Consider the following 13,879-nt stretch of genomic DNA (forward strand, 5'->3'; position numbering starts at 1 on the left):
GGTGCGCGTGCTGACCGTCTCCACCGTCAACGTCAACGGCATCCGTGCCGCCGCCGGCAAGGGCTTCACCGAGTGGCTGAACACCACTGCGGCGGACCTCGTGTGCCTCCAGGAGGTGCGGGCCGAACCCGACCAGTTCCCGCCCCACCTCCGTGCCCCCGAAGGCTGGCACACCCTCATCGCCCCGGCCGCCACCAAGGGCCGGGCAGGCGTGGCCCTCTACAGCCGCATCGCCCCCACCGCCACCCGCATCGGCTTCGGCACCCCCGAATTCGACACCGCCGGCCGCTACGCCGAAATGCACCTCCCCACCCTCACCATCGGCAGCCTCTACCTCCCGGCAGGCGAAGTCGGCACCGACCGCCAAGCCGAAAAAGAGCGGTTCATGCAGGGCTTCCACACCCACCTGACCGCCCTGAACCGCGAGGCGGAACAAACCGGCCGCGCCGTCCTCATCTGCGGCGACTGGAACATCGCCCACCAAGAGGCGGACATCAAGAACTGGAAGGCCAACCAAAAGAACTCCGGCTTCCTCCCCGAGGAACGCCAATGGCTCACCACCGTCCTCACCGAAACCGGCTACACGGACGTGGTCCGCGACCTGCACCCCGACACCGAAGGCCCCTATTCCTGGTGGAGCTTCCGCGGCAAGGCCTTCGACAACGACAGCGGCTGGCGCATCGACTACCAGATGGCGTCCGCGAACCTCGCCACCCGCGCCACCTCGGCGGTGACGGAGCGAGCGGCTACGTATGCGGAGCGGTGGTCGGATCATGCTCCGGTGACTTGTGTTTATGAGTGGGATCTGGCGGCGGTGCCGGCTGCGCGTCGCCCGATCGAGGGAGTAGCTGCTCAGGTGTAGGGCCGCCGCGACCACGAGGCGCGGGTGACACATCATCGACACACAAGACGAGTCCCGGCTCACCTCTCAGGTGGGCCCGGGACTCGCGTTCTCCTGTGCGGATCAGGCTTCAGCAGCGACCAGTGCGCCCTCGTTGACGCCGTCCCGATCGCCGTCCCCATCGCCCTCCGCCGGCGCTGTGGGTGGCTTGGTGTTCCGCACCACCGCGACGGCCACGATCGCGGCGGCGAGCGCCCCGATCCCGCCGGCGATGTAGGCGACGGACTCCGCGTGGGTGAAGGCGTGCCGGGCGGCGTCGATCACCTGGGCGTCGCGGGTGGCCATGGCCTGGCCCAGTGAGTGCCGGGCGGTGCCGGTGATGTCCGCCGGCATGCTCGCGGTGAAGCGGCTGGCCACCAGGGTGCCCATGATCGCCACGCCGAGGGCCGCGCCGGTCTGCTGGAGCGTGTCGTTCAGGGCGGAGCTGACGCCGGCGTGTTCCGGTGGGACCGTCCCCATGATCGCGTTGATCGCGGCCGGCATCGCCAGTCCGGAGCCGGCGCCCAGCAGGGCCATGCCGACGAACAGCTTGGTCAGGCCGTCGTTCGTGCCCAGACCGGCCAGGACCGCGAAGGCCACCGCGCAGATCAGCAGGCCGACGAACACCAGCGGGCGGTTGCCGAACTTCATACCCAGCCCCGCACCCAGGGTGTTGAAGACCAGCGCCGCGACGGCCAGCGGGATGAAGCACAGCGAGGCCTTCAGCGCCGAGTAGCCGAGCACGAACTGCAGGTACTGCGTCATCACCAGCACCAGACCGCCGTTGCCGATCTGCACCAAGGCCAGCGAGAGTGAGCCGCCGGCGAAGTTGCGCTGCTTGAACAGCCTCAGCGGCACCATCGGCTCGGGGATGTGGGTCTCCCAGATCCCGAAGGACACCAGCGTGACCACGGCGATCCCCAGGGCGGCCAGGGTGCTGGGCCGGGCGAGGCCCTTCGGGAGCTCGATGATCACCCAGACGGTCGAGGTCAGCCCGACGATCGAGAGCACCGTGCCCAGTGGATCGGGCTTGCGCCACGGGCCCTTGCTCTCCGGCATCAGCACCATCGCCGATACGATGGCCAGCGCCGCGATCGGGATATTGATCAGGAAGACCGAGCCCCACCAGAAGTGGCTGATCAGCACGCCGCCCAGCACCGGCCCGCCGACCATCCCGACCATCAGCACCACCGTCCACGCGGCCATCGCCTTGCGCCGCTCGGCCTCGTCGGTGAAGACGGTGATCAGGATGGACAGCGTGCTCGGCATCAGCAGCGCGCCGCCGATCCCCATCGCGACGCGGGCGGCGATCAGCTCGCCCGGGCTGCTGGCCAGCGTCGCCACCGCCGAGGCGACGCCGAACACGGCCAGCCCGATGATCAGGACCCTGCGCCGCCCGAACCGGTCGGACAGGCTTCCCGTGGTCAACAACAGCCCGGCGAACACCAGGATGTAGGAGTCGAGCACCCACTGGATGTTCTGCGCGCTGGCGTGCAACGACTCGGTCAGCGCCGGCACCGCCACCGTCAGCACCATGTTGTCCACCACCAGCACCAGCGTGGCCAGACACAGCACGACCAGGATGAGCCAGCGCCGTCCGCCGACGACCGGACCGGGCTCCGGATCGGTTCTCATCTCGGTGCCCTCCTTGGACTGTGTCCCCTTCTCAATCCCTGACATGTCCCCTCCTCCTCACTGCGAATTTCGATCTCCTCGCCCGGTGGGCAACTGCCGACCGGCCCGAGAAGACCGGTGGCTCGGTGATGCCGCGGGCCCGTCGGCGGCGCCCGCGGCCAGCCGGTGGACTCGATCACCGTCGAGAGTGCGGGCTCGATCACTGCGCGGACCGGCGGTGCGATCGTCGGAAGGTGGCCGATGGGGTGGATCTGGGTCTGCACGGCGGCTTCTCCGTTCGGGGATATCGTGCCGATTCACGGTGCATCAGGAGTCTCATCCACGGCCGATCCCGGTACCAGGACGTGCTATAACAGGACGTGTCACACCACCCCACTGACAGCGACCTCGGAACGTTTCTGCGCTCCCGCCGACAGCGGGTGACACCGAGTCAGGTCGGGATGCCGTCCGGCCCCGGCGCCCGGCGCACCTCAGGTCTGCGCCGGGAAGAAGTGGCCTCTCTCGCCGGGGTGTCCGTCGACTACTACGCCCGCCTGGAACGCGGCCGCGAGCGGAATCCCTCGCCTGCCGTCCTGAACTCCCTGGCCGTGGCCTTCGGCCTCACGCCGGATGAATGCCGTTACCTGTACGCGCTGGCCGGGCAGTCGCCGACCGTCCCCGACAGCACGTTCCCGCAGCCTCTGCCCCGAGTGCTCCGCGACGACCAGGTGGTGCGACGTTCGGTGCTGAAAGTGTTGGAGGCGATACGCCCCAGCCCGGGGTTCGTCACCAACCTGGCGATGGACGTAGTGGCCGCCAACCCGGCGGGCCTCGCCCTGTTCCCCGGCTTGGAACGACATCCGCCGGTGGGCAGGACGCCAGAGCACAGCCTGGGAAACATATCCCGGTACATGTTCACCGATCCCATGTCCAAGTCCTTGGCCCAGAACTGGGAACAAGAAATGGGCGCACACGTCGCCCACCTACGCAGCCAGCTCGCCGTCTATCCCGACGCGCGGGATCTGCGTCGACTCATCGACGGGCTCCTGGCCGACAGCCCGGACTTCGCCCGGCTGTGGAAGGAATACGAAGTCCGGCGCCGCACCGGTGGAAGCAGAAGCTTCAGCCATCCAGTCGTGGGCGAGCTCCACCTGGAATACGAGTCCCTGCCGCTGGCCGACACCCCCGGCCACCGCCTGATTCTGTATCCCACGGTCCTTGGAACCCCCGAACACGCTGCCGTGACCCTCCTCGACAGCCAAGGCCCTGCCGGCTCTACATCGAGCGCTGTCTTCTCCTCGCAGGAGCGATCAGGACCCAGCGCGCCCCGGCTGTAGCCGCGGCCATCTTGGCGCGTCCTTCTCTGGCCGCCCACAACCGTCGTCGCAGAGCCCTGACCCGATCACCCTTTGAAACCCACGATCCAGCCGCGGTCCGATGCGAAGACCTCACCGCACCGCGGACCGTCACGCCACCCCTCAGACCTTGCGCCCAGCCCCGCCCCAAGCCCCCTCATCAGCAGGCTGCCCGAACGGGTTGGGATCAGGCCGCCACTCATGAATCGGCACGACGCCGGGCTCCGTCAGCTCCAGCCCCGCGAAGAGGTCGGCGATCTGCTCGGGGTCGCGCAGGTAGTACGGGGCGCCGCCGCTCTCGTTGTACAGGGCGCAGGCACGGGCGTTCAGTTCGTTGGTGTTGGAGCTCTCGCTGATGACCAGGTAGCTGCCGGCGGGGAGGGCGTCCATCAGGCGGTTGATGACTGAGCGGGCCTGGGCGTCGTCGTCGGCGTTGGAGACGTGGCCGAGGATCTGCATCAGCAGGAGCGCCACCGGCTCGTCGAAGTCGAGGGTTTTGCGGGCCTCGGCGATGATGGTGTCGGGGTCCAGGAGGTCGGCCTCGATGTAGGCGGTGGCGCCGCGGGGGTCGCCGACCAGGAGTGCGTTGGCGTGGGCCAGGATCAGCGGGTCGTTGTCGACGTAGACGATGCGCGCCTCGGGGTTGACGCGCTGGGCCACCTCGTGGGTGTTGTCGGCGGTGGGCAGGCCGGTGCCGACGTCCAGGAACTGGCGGACCCCGGCCTCGCCGGCCAGGTGGCGGATGACCCGCCCGAGGAAGTAGCGGGACAGGCGGGCCAGGTCGAAGATGCCCGGGTAGACGGCCGCGAACTGGTCGCCGGCCTCGCGGTCCACCGCGTAGTGGTCCTTGCCGCCCAGCCAGTAGTTCCAGACCCGGGCCGACTGCGGCACGGTCGTGTCGATCCGCGGCAGGCGGGGTATCTCGGGGGACTCGGAATCGGCGGTCATCGTGACTGCTCCCTTTGCATATCCGGACTATGACACCCTCAGCACGGGCCCCGGCCGTGGCGGCGGGGGACGTGACCGAATCAGGCTACGACGAAACCCCAGGTGCGGGCTATGGCACAGGTCTGTTCGTTGATACGGCACGTGACCGGACCACCGCCGTGGGTATGCTGGCCGACGTGGCGAAGACGCACACCCGCCCGTGCACCGCGGGCAACCCGACCATCCCCCGGATACTGTTGGGCGCCGAGCTTCGTCGGTTACGGACGGCGGCGGGCATCACCCGGGACGCGGCCGGGTACGCGATCCGCGGATCCGGCTCCAAGATAAGCCGCATGGAGCTGGGCCGGATCGGCTTCAAGCCGCGCGACGTCGCCGACCTGCTGACCCTGTACGGCGTCCACGACGCCGCCGATCGCGACCCGCTGCTGGCCCTCACCGCGCAGGCGAACGCCCAGAGCTGGTGGCGCGCCTTCGCCGACGTCGTCCCGGCCTGGTTCGAGTCCTACCTCGGCATGGAGGACTCCGCCTCGATCATCCGCTGCTACCAGACCCGCCTGGTCCCCGGTCTGCTCCAGACCGAGGACTACGCCCGCTCGGTCATCCGCCTGGGCAACCCGCTGGCCGAGCCCGCCGAGATCGAACGCCGCGTCGCACTGCGCATGAACCGCACCGGCCTGCTGCACCGGCCGCACCCGCCCAAGCTCTGGGCGGTGGTCGACGAGGCCGTCCTGCGCCACCCGCCCGGCGGCCACGACGCGACGATGCACGCCCAGATCCAGCACCTGCTCAAGCTGTCCCGGCTGCCCCACATCACCATCCAGGTGGTGCCCACCGGCCGCAGCCCCCGCTACGCCGACGCCGGCGCCAGCCCTTTCAGCATCCTGCGATTCCCCGAGGCCGCGCTGCCCGACATCGTCTACCTCGAACAGCTCACCAGCGCCACCTACCTGGACAAGACCGAAGACCTCGACGTCTACACGACGGTGATGGACCAGTTGTGTCTGGACGCGGTGCCCGCCGCCGACAGCGTCCGGTTCCTGGTCCGCTGACCTGGAGCCCCCGGGCCGTATCCTGCGCACGTGTCGAATGCGAATATGTGGACCCCCGACAACGGCCCCGGCGCCGAGACCACCGTCGTCGCGGTCTTCACGACGTGGCTGGTCGGGCAGGGCTGGGAATGCGCGGAACTCCCCCGGTACGGAGACCGCCCGGACATCGACGCCCGGCATCCCGACGGCCGCCGGCTCATCGTGGAGGCGAAGGGGTTCACGCGCGATGCCGGCGCCGATCTGGACACCGGCTACGGGCAACTCTTGAGGCGGATGAAGGGCGAACCGGACACCGGCTACGCGCTCGTGGTCGCGGGCTCGGTCGTCCGATTCGCCCAGCGGGTCCCGTCGGAAGTCCGTAACAAGCTCGGAATCTCGCTCTACACGGTCGATGCGAGCGGCGAAGTCGATCTCATCGACGGCACGCCGCTGTGATCGTTCCGTCAGCCCACTCGGAGCCCAGCTCAAGGGGCTGATCTTCACTCCGCGCGGCCAATTCCCCAGGGGTTGGCAAAATCCCGCCCTTATGTCGAAGTCTTGACGGAAGTCAGCCGCATGCCAAAGGTGTGTAACGTCATTCTCCGACCCGAGAGGGTTACATGCAGCGCAGAGTGCAGCCGACGAGCGAGGCGATCCGTGCGGGCAACCGCGCCCGGGTCGTCGACATCCTGCGTCGTTCCGGCAGCGCCACGCGAGCCGAACTGATCAACGGCACCGGGTTGTCGCGCGCCACGGTCTCCAGCCTGATCGGCGAGCTGGCCGATCGGGGCCTGGTCTCGGAGTACCAGCAGCCGGCCGCGGACAGCCCCGGACGGCCGCCGACCCGGCTCGCGCTCAATCGCGCCGCCGGGCTGGCCATCGCCGTGGACGTGGGCGTGCGGCACGTGGCCGTCGCGGTCGGCGACCTGTCGCGCAGCGTGCTGGCCGAGCGGTGGGTGTCGCTGCCGCAGGGGCACTCGGCCCAGCGCGGCACGCACATCGTCATGCGCAGCATCGAGACCACGCTCGCCGAGGCCGAGGCGGACCGCGACCAAGTCGTGGGGGCGGCGATCAGCATCGCCGCGCCGATCGCGCCGGACAGCGGGCGGTTCCTGGTCCCCGGGGTGCTGCCGGGGTGGAACGGCCCGGAGTTGGCCGAGCAGATCAGCCGGACCTGGGACATCCCGGCGGCGGTGGAGAACGACGCCAACCTCGGCGCGCTCGGCGAGTCGGCCGCGGCCGGCCCGCACGGGCAGGACCTGCTCTACGTCAAGCTCGCGAGCCGGGTGGGCCTGGGCATCGCGTTCGGCTCCGCCATCTACCGCGGCCGCGACGGGTACGCCGGCGAGCTCGGCCACGTCACCGCCGACCCGGACGGCCCCACCTGCTGGTGCGGGCGCCGCGGCTGTCTGGAGCTGTACGCCGGCGCCGAAGGGATGCTCGCCCGCCTGGCCGGACGCGGGATCCACCTCGGCGACGTCAGTGAGCTGATACAGCGGGCCCAGGCCGGTGACGCCGCCGTCCTGGCCGTGATCGAGGACGGCACCCGGCGGCTGGCCCGCGCCCTGGGCACGCTCGCGCTGGTGCTGAACCCGTCGGTGATCGCCCTGGGCGGGGAGCTGACCGCCCTGGGCGCGCTGCTGCTCGATCCGGTGCACGCCGAGCTCGCGGCCGTGCCGTTCGGCTCACCGGTCGCGGTCCGGACCTCGGCGCTGGGGCCGCGGGCCTCGCTGATGGGCGCGCTGGCGCTCGTCCTGTCCGAGTCCAGCCGCTTCACGGATCAGTCCTCTGCTCCCGCCACCCCGGACTCCGGGCGGGCCGCCGCTTCCAGCGCGGTCCCGTCCCGGTCGCACCACCACCGTTCCACCGTCAGTTGATGTCCGTTTCATGATGTCCGTTCGATGATGTCCGTTTGAGTCCATCGATGCCCCCGGTCCCCTCCCGAAGGAGCTTCTTGATGCGTCCCCGTCCCCCACGAAGAGCGCGCCGGCGTGCAGCGACTGCGGCTGTCACCGCCGGACTCGTCCTGGCCGGCACCCTGACCGCCGCGGTGTCGGCGTCAGCCTCGTCCAGCCCGGCGGCGTCCGCCGCGGCGACCATCGCGTCCAAGCACGCGGTCGTCTCCGGCGACGCACGTTTCGAAGTACTCTCCCCGACCCTCATCCGCACCGAGTACGCCGGCAACGGCGTCTTCGAGAACGACCCGACGTTCAACGCCGTCGGCCGTGACGGCTTCGTGCCCACGCACTTCACCCAGAAGGTCGTGAACGGCTGGCTCACCATCGACACCGGCCAGACGCGGCTGCGTTACAAGGTCGGCTCCGGACCGTTCGGCGCGGCCAATCTGAGCATCACCGAGCGGGCCGGCCAGCAGACCGTGACGGCCGGTCCCTGGACGCCGAAGCCGGTGCCCTCCTGTCAGTTCGGGGCGCTGTGTGAGGCCGAAGGCCTCGACCTCAACGGCCTGTCGGTGGCCAGCGATCACAGCGGCTACACCGGATCCGGCTTCGTCGCGGGCTTCACCGACTCCGGCAACTCGCTGTCGTTCCGGGTGACCGCGGCGACGGCGGGCACCTACCAGCTCGCCACCCGCTACGCCAACGCCACCGGCGGCGACGGCAAGGACGTCACCCGCACCTTGAGCGTGAGCGCCGACGGCGGCCCGGCGGCGACGCTGTCACTGCCCACCACGGCCGACTGGAACACGTGGGCCGTGGCCACCGTGCCGGTCACGCTGAAGGCCGGGGACAACACCGTCACCGTCGCGCACGCCGCGTCTGACTCGGGCAACGTGAACCTCGACAGCCTGGCCGTCGTGCCGACCGGCTCGGCCTACCCGGGCCCGGGCGCGCCGCAGAGCCAGCCTTGTCCCTTCGGGACGATCTGCGAGGCGGAGTCCGGTGCGCTCATCGGCGGCGCCTCCTTGCAGGACGACCACAACGACTACTCCGGCGCGGGGTTCGTCGGCGGTCTCAGTTCGACGGCCGCCAGCGATGCCATCGCCCTGACCGGCGTGCCGCGCGCAGGCAGCTACCAGTTGCAGCTGCGCTACGCCAACTGGCAGACCGACTCCAGCCAGACCGGAGCCGCCGGTCCGCGGACGATCTCGGTCGCCGTCGGCAGCGGCGCGGGCAGCGGCACCCCGGCCACCACCAGCCTGGCGCCGACCAGCAGCTGGGACAGCTGGCGCACCGTCTCGATCCCGGTCACGCTCGCGGCCGGGGACAACACGGTGACCATCGGCTGCCCCACCACGGACGCCTGCCACGTCAACCTCGACACCGTCGCGGTGGTCAAGGACAACACGCCGCTGCTGGCCCCGCACGCCCCGCTCGGCGGTTACCGGCGCGGTCTGGACGGCCAGAACGGCGAGGTCGTGACCACGCCCGGCCTGCTGTATCAGGACGGTTGGTCGCTGGTGGACGACACCACCTCGGCGGTGCTCGACTCCGCGGCGCACAAGGTGTCGCAGCGTCCTTCCAACGGCGGCAAGCCGTATCAGGACGGGTACGTGTTCAGCTACGGCCAGAACTACCAGCAGGGGCTGAAGGATCTCGCCACCCTGACCGGTCCGTCCGAACTGCTGCCGCGCTGGGCCTACGGCGTTTGGTACTCCGAGTACTACAACCACACGGCCGCCGACTACGAGAACACCATCCTGCCCACCTTCCGGTCCCAGGGCGTGCCGCTGGACGTGCTGGTCACCGACACCGACTTCAAGGCCGGCAGCACGTGGGACGGCTGGGAGATGGATCCGAGCAAGTTCCCGGACCCGAACGCGTACTTCGCGTGGGCGCACTCGCAGGGGCTGCACACCACGCTCAACGTGCACCCGAGCATCCAGCAGACCGACCCGCAGTATTCGCAGGCGCTGGCGGCGGCCGGCGGGACGCTGCCGTCGTGCGGCACCGGGCAGTACTGCTTCGACTGGGGCAACCCGGCGCAGCTGTCGGCGTACTTCGGTCTGCACCAGCAGATCCAGAACCAGGGCGACGACTTCTGGTGGCTGGACTGGTGCTGTGACAGCTCCACCTCCTCGCTGCCCGGGGTCACGCCGGACTCCTGGATCAACCAGAACTACGCGTGGGACACCGACTCCACCGTCGGCCGCGGCTTCGCGTTCTCCCGGGCCTATTCCTCACTCAACGCCGCCGGCTACAGCGGTTCGATGGGGCTGGCGACCGGGCCGTGGGCCGACAAGCGCACCACCGTGCACTTCACCGGCGACACCACCTCCTCCTGGGCCACGCTGGCCATGGAGGTCGGCTACACGCCCGGCGAGTCGGCCTCGACCGGCCTGTCCGCGGTGAGCCACGACATCGGCGGCTTCAACAACGCCGGCGACCAGACCGCCGGCGCCGAGCCCGGCAGCACCAAGCTGCCGGACGACCTCTACGCGCGGTGGGTGCAGCTGGGCGCGTTCCAGCCCGTCGACCGCTTGCACGGCAACCACAGCGACCGGCTGCCGTGGCAGTACGGCCCGGCCGCGAAGGACTCCGCGGAGAAGTTCCTCAACCTGCGCGAGGACCTGGTGCCGTACACCTACACCCTGGCCCACCAGGCCGCCACCACCGGCGTCCCGGTGACCCGCCCCACGTACCTGCAGTACCCGGACCAGCAGGACGCGTACGCGTTCGACGGGAGCGAGTACTTCTACGGCCCGAACGTACTGGTGGCGCCGGTGACCACGTCGGGCGCCTCGGCCACGACGCAGGTGTGGTTCCCGGCCGGAAGTTCCTGGACGGACTACTTCACCGGGCAGACGTACCAGGGCGGCACGGTGCAGAACGTCACGACAGGCCTGGACACGATGCCCGTCTTCATCAAGTCGGGCGGGATCATGGCGACCCGGTCCGGGAACGTGACGAACGACGACCAGAACCCGCTCACCGACGCGACGGTGACGGTCGCCGAGGGCGCGCCGGGATCGTTCTCGCTGTATGAGGACAACGGGACCACGACGAACACCGCGCAGAGCGCGACGACCGAGATCAACTACGGCGGCCACAGGCTGACGATCGCGCCGGCGAAGGGATCCTTCACCGGGCAGGTGCGGCAGCGGGCTTGGACGGTCGAGTTCGAGAACGCGCAGCAGCCTTCGTCGGTGTCGGTGAACGGAGTGCGGCTCGCCAGCGGTAAGTGGACGTGGGACGCGGCTTCGCACACGCTGACGGTCAGCGCGCCGGCGCAGTCGGTGCGGCAGGGGCTGGTGGTGAGTTACCGGTAGCCGCTGCTTGGTTGTAGTCGCTGCAGTCAGTTGTAGGTAGTTGTAGGTCGGCCCCGCCCGGATGGACTTCCGGGCGGGGCCGAACTCTGCGTTGTGGCCGCTGATTGTTGGCGGGCCCTGGCTCTGATTGCCTTCAGTCCAAAGGCAATGCGGTGCCTACTGCGCGGTGCCGCCCGAGTAGTCCGAGCCGAACTGCGTCTCGATCGTGTTCTCCACCCCGGTGTCGTTCAGGATGATGCCGAGCTCGCGGTTCCTGGTGAGGGAGTTGGAGGTCCAGTTCATGGAGCCGACCTCGACGGTGGCGTCGGACTGGCCGTAGTCGGCGACGACGGCCTTGGCGTGGATGTACAGGCCCTTGGTGCCGGAGTAGCCGACGACGGAGCCGCCGGCGTTCTTTATCTTGTCTATCGCGCTGGTCCAGGAGGAGGGGTCCTCGACCACGACGCGGACGGTGACGCCGGCCTCGGCCTTGGCGACGACGGCGTTGACGAGGGGGGCGTCGCTCAGTTCCTCCTGCTCTATGTCCAGGGTGGTGGTGGCGCCGTTTATGACCGACAGGAGGCGGGACTGGGAGTCGGTCGGGGACCACAGGAGGTTGTCGCCGTCGCTGGGGGTGATGCTGGTGCCGTTGAAGTCGGCGTTGAAGACCGCCTCTATCGCCGAGACGTCGTTGGCGTCGGTGTCGGTGACGCCGTAGTCGCGGCCGGTGCTGTAGTACTTGGACGTCAGGTTGCCGCTGAGGATCATCGACTGGGAGCCGTCCACGGTGATCGTCTTCTGGTGGGTGTAGACGAAGTCGGTGGAGGACCAGGCGACGCTGACGCCGCCGTTGGTGAGGGTGTCGTAGGCGGCCTGGTTCGTGGACTGCTCGGCCTGGTCCAGGATCACGCGAACGGTGACGCCGGCGGCCTGCAGGTTGAGCAGGTCCTGCTCGGCGGTGGTGTCCACGAGCTCGTACATGGTCATGTCGAGGCTGGACTTCGCCGAGTTGATGAAGCTGTAGATGGTCGGCTGGCCGCCGGAGCTCTGGTCGAAGACGAACGGGGTGTAGGTCCCGCTCGCGGCCTGCGCCGGGCAGGCGACCAGGGCGGTGGCGACGGCGAGGCCGGCGATCATGGTGGTCTTGGCCGCCTTGGCGGTTCTGGCCTTGGCGGCCTTGGTCTTGGCGGTCTTGGCGGCCTTGGTCTTGGTGGTCGTGCCGAACGTGTGGGCGTTCATGCCGGGTGATCTCCTTCTGCGGCGTTGTCGCGCCCGGTGGCAGATGGGCGCGGATCCCGTATCAGGGAGCTGGCCCCAGAGCATCACGGGATCCCGACTCAGCATGCTGAATCCAGATGGAGAGGTAATGTCAACTCAGTAACAATTCCATGAATCGACTTCAGGGGCGTTGACATGCTGGATAAGCTAGAAGGCTTGCCCTGTATAGAAAAAACGGCGAGAGGCAGCACTGTGCGGCCGGGCAGCACGGTCGGCGCTGAGCCGACCCCTGCCACCCGACCGCAATCAGAACTCTTATACGCACGCCCTGACACGCACGCCCTGACACGCCAGCAACCGTCAGCGGCCGCCGACCATCGCGCCGGTAGAGCGAATCAGCTCACGAACGATGGTCCGCGAGCCGCGGCCCGATCTGCGCCGCCTGGGCCGCGACGACCGTCCAGCCCTTCGCCGTGGGGCCGTCCAGCCGCAGATCGAAGCTGAAGGTGACCGGGCGCCGCTTGTGCGCGTCGCCCAGCAGCACCTCTTCGGTCCGGCGGTCGACCTCGTAGTAGAAGCCCTCGGCCGCCACCACGACCCGGACCACGATCGGTTCGCGCGACAGGAGCGAGCGCACCTCGACCGAGCCGATGGCGGCGTTGCGCATGACGGTGCGGTTGGGGGTGCGCACCGCCGTGAAGTCCAGGCTGCCGTCGTTCATGGCCCATTCCTCGAGGAACTGCTCGACCGCGACTTCCAGCACCGCCTTGTCGAACCGGCCGTCCAGCACGCTCAGGTCACCGGCGGCGGCATCGGCGTCGGTGCTCCACGAGATGTTGGTCAGCGCCAGCACGTCGCCGCCCGCGCCCGGCACCGAGACGTTCCGCGCCACCTCCAGCACGGCCTCCCGGGCCACCGCCTTCTGGTCCCAGGCGTCGGTCTCGATCGCGTCGGTGAGGTGGTGCGCACCCTCGGCGGCCTGCTCGATCGAGGCCACGATCCACGCCCCGGAGGCGTCCTTGCGCAGCGTCCAGTACTCCACCGGGCGGGTCGCGCGGTCCTTGCGCACGGCCTGCGTGCCGTCCGCGCGGCGCACGCTGTCGTTGAGCGTCGCGCTGATCCGGAAGGTGACGCTGTCGTTCCTCTCCCCGGCCCGGTTCGCGACGTTGACCAGCTCGACCGTCGGCCCGGAGACGATCTGCACGACGTTGACCTCGCCGCGCGACTCGTAGTAGTTCAGCTCCTCGTTCCACTTGACGTAGAGCACCGGGGACAGGATCTGCTTCAGGACGGCCCGATCGCGGCCGGTCCAGGCGCGCTGGGCCGTGGTGTACAGCCAGACCGCCCGCTGGTTCAGCACGTCCACCGCGAAGGTCGGGTCGGTGTCGGCGATCGCCGCGACCCGGGCCTCGATCTGGGTGGCGCGCTGCCGGGCCGCGGCGTCCGAACGGTGGGCCTTCTGGTCCGATCCCGTGTTCAGGCCGCTCTTTCCACTCCGGTTCGTGAGCTTGTACCCGATCACCAGGATCAGGATGATCAGCGCCACGACCACGAACGCGGTGACCGAGCCCCGTCCGCCGACTCCCCCGCCGTGGTAGCCGATGCCGCCGATGCCGCCACCGCCGCCGCC

General features: G+C 69.4%; 10 protein-coding genes. 6 read left to right on the plus strand and 4 right to left on the minus strand.

The window, feature by feature from the left end; all coding sequences use genetic code 11:
- The first annotated feature begins 7 nt into the window (after window positions 1–7).
- On the plus strand, window positions 8–862 hold the full coding sequence (locus KGQ19_RS42335; RefSeq protein WP_368862240.1) for an exodeoxyribonuclease III: 855 nt from the start codon (window positions 8–10) through the stop codon (window positions 860–862).
- Between the two features lie 102 nt (window positions 863–964).
- Here KGQ19_RS42335 and KGQ19_RS42340 read toward each other — a convergent pair whose 3' ends face one another.
- A complete protein-coding gene (locus tag KGQ19_RS42340) occupies window positions 965–2,515 on the minus strand; it encodes an MFS transporter (protein WP_212020169.1) in 1,551 nt (516 codons plus the stop codon).
- Window positions 2,516–2,874: 359 nt separating this feature from the next.
- Between KGQ19_RS42340 and KGQ19_RS42345 the strand changes: the two genes are divergently transcribed.
- A complete protein-coding gene (locus tag KGQ19_RS42345) occupies window positions 2,875–3,831 on the plus strand; it encodes a helix-turn-helix domain-containing protein (RefSeq protein ID WP_212020155.1) in 957 nt (318 codons plus the stop codon).
- Between the two features lie 141 nt (window positions 3,832–3,972).
- On the opposite strand, the gene KGQ19_RS42350 is transcribed toward KGQ19_RS42345, so the two are convergent.
- Window positions 3,973–4,797, minus strand: a complete 825-nt coding sequence (locus KGQ19_RS42350) for an SAM-dependent methyltransferase (protein ID WP_212020157.1) — start codon at window positions 4,795–4,797, stop codon at window positions 3,973–3,975.
- Window positions 4,798–4,961: 164 nt separating this feature from the next.
- Here KGQ19_RS42350 and KGQ19_RS42355 point away from each other — a divergent pair, with 164 nt between their 5' ends.
- From KGQ19_RS42355 to KGQ19_RS42370, 4 genes are all read left to right on the plus strand, one after another.
- On the plus strand, window positions 4,962–5,846 hold the full coding sequence (locus KGQ19_RS42355) for a helix-turn-helix domain-containing protein (protein ID WP_212020171.1): 885 nt from the start codon (window positions 4,962–4,964) through the stop codon (window positions 5,844–5,846).
- Window positions 5,847–5,876: 30 nt separating this feature from the next.
- A complete protein-coding gene (locus tag KGQ19_RS42360; RefSeq protein ID WP_212020159.1) occupies window positions 5,877–6,281 on the plus strand; it encodes a hypothetical protein in 405 nt (134 codons plus the stop codon).
- Between the two features lie 164 nt (window positions 6,282–6,445).
- Window positions 6,446–7,702 (plus strand): ROK family transcriptional regulator, encoded by a 1,257-nt coding sequence (locus KGQ19_RS42365; RefSeq protein ID WP_212020161.1) that lies wholly within the window; start codon window positions 6,446–6,448, stop codon window positions 7,700–7,702.
- 80 nt (window positions 7,703–7,782) lie between these two features.
- Entirely contained in the window at window positions 7,783–11,052 is a 3,270-nt protein-coding gene (locus KGQ19_RS42370; protein WP_212020163.1) for a TIM-barrel domain-containing protein, read from the plus strand.
- Between the two features lie 156 nt (window positions 11,053–11,208).
- On the opposite strand, the gene KGQ19_RS42375 is transcribed toward KGQ19_RS42370, so the two are convergent.
- Window positions 11,209–12,270 (minus strand): phospholipase D-like domain-containing protein, encoded by a 1,062-nt coding sequence (locus KGQ19_RS42375; protein WP_212020165.1) that lies wholly within the window; start codon window positions 12,268–12,270, stop codon window positions 11,209–11,211.
- Window positions 12,271–12,649: 379 nt separating this feature from the next.
- A partial coding sequence (locus tag KGQ19_RS42380; protein WP_212020167.1) for a Tim44 domain-containing protein occupies window positions 12,650–13,879 on the minus strand: 1,230 nt, incomplete at its 5' end.

Source organism: Catenulispora pinistramenti, assembly GCF_018274385.1.
GTDB classification, from domain to species: domain Bacteria; phylum Actinomycetota; class Actinomycetes; order Streptomycetales; family Catenulisporaceae; genus Catenulispora; species Catenulispora pinistramenti.

Coding starts and splice junctions, on each gene's coding strand:
- KGQ19_RS42340 (WP_212020169.1), bottom strand. CDS start 2,515: ATGAGAACCGATCCGGAGCCCGGTCCGGTCGTCGGCGGACGGCGCTGG.
- KGQ19_RS42365 (WP_212020161.1), top strand. CDS start 6,446: ATGCAGCGCAGAGTGCAGCCGACGAGCGAGGCGATCCGTGCGGGCAAC.
- KGQ19_RS42375 (WP_212020165.1), bottom strand. CDS start 12,270: ATGAACGCCCACACGTTCGGCACGACCACCAAGACCAAGGCCGCCAAG.
- KGQ19_RS42370 (WP_212020163.1), top strand. CDS start 7,783: ATGCGTCCCCGTCCCCCACGAAGAGCGCGCCGGCGTGCAGCGACTGCG.
- KGQ19_RS42355 (WP_212020171.1), top strand. CDS start 4,962: ATGCTGGCCGACGTGGCGAAGACGCACACCCGCCCGTGCACCGCGGGC.
- KGQ19_RS42350 (WP_212020157.1), bottom strand. CDS start 4,797: ATGACCGCCGATTCCGAGTCCCCCGAGATACCCCGCCTGCCGCGGATC.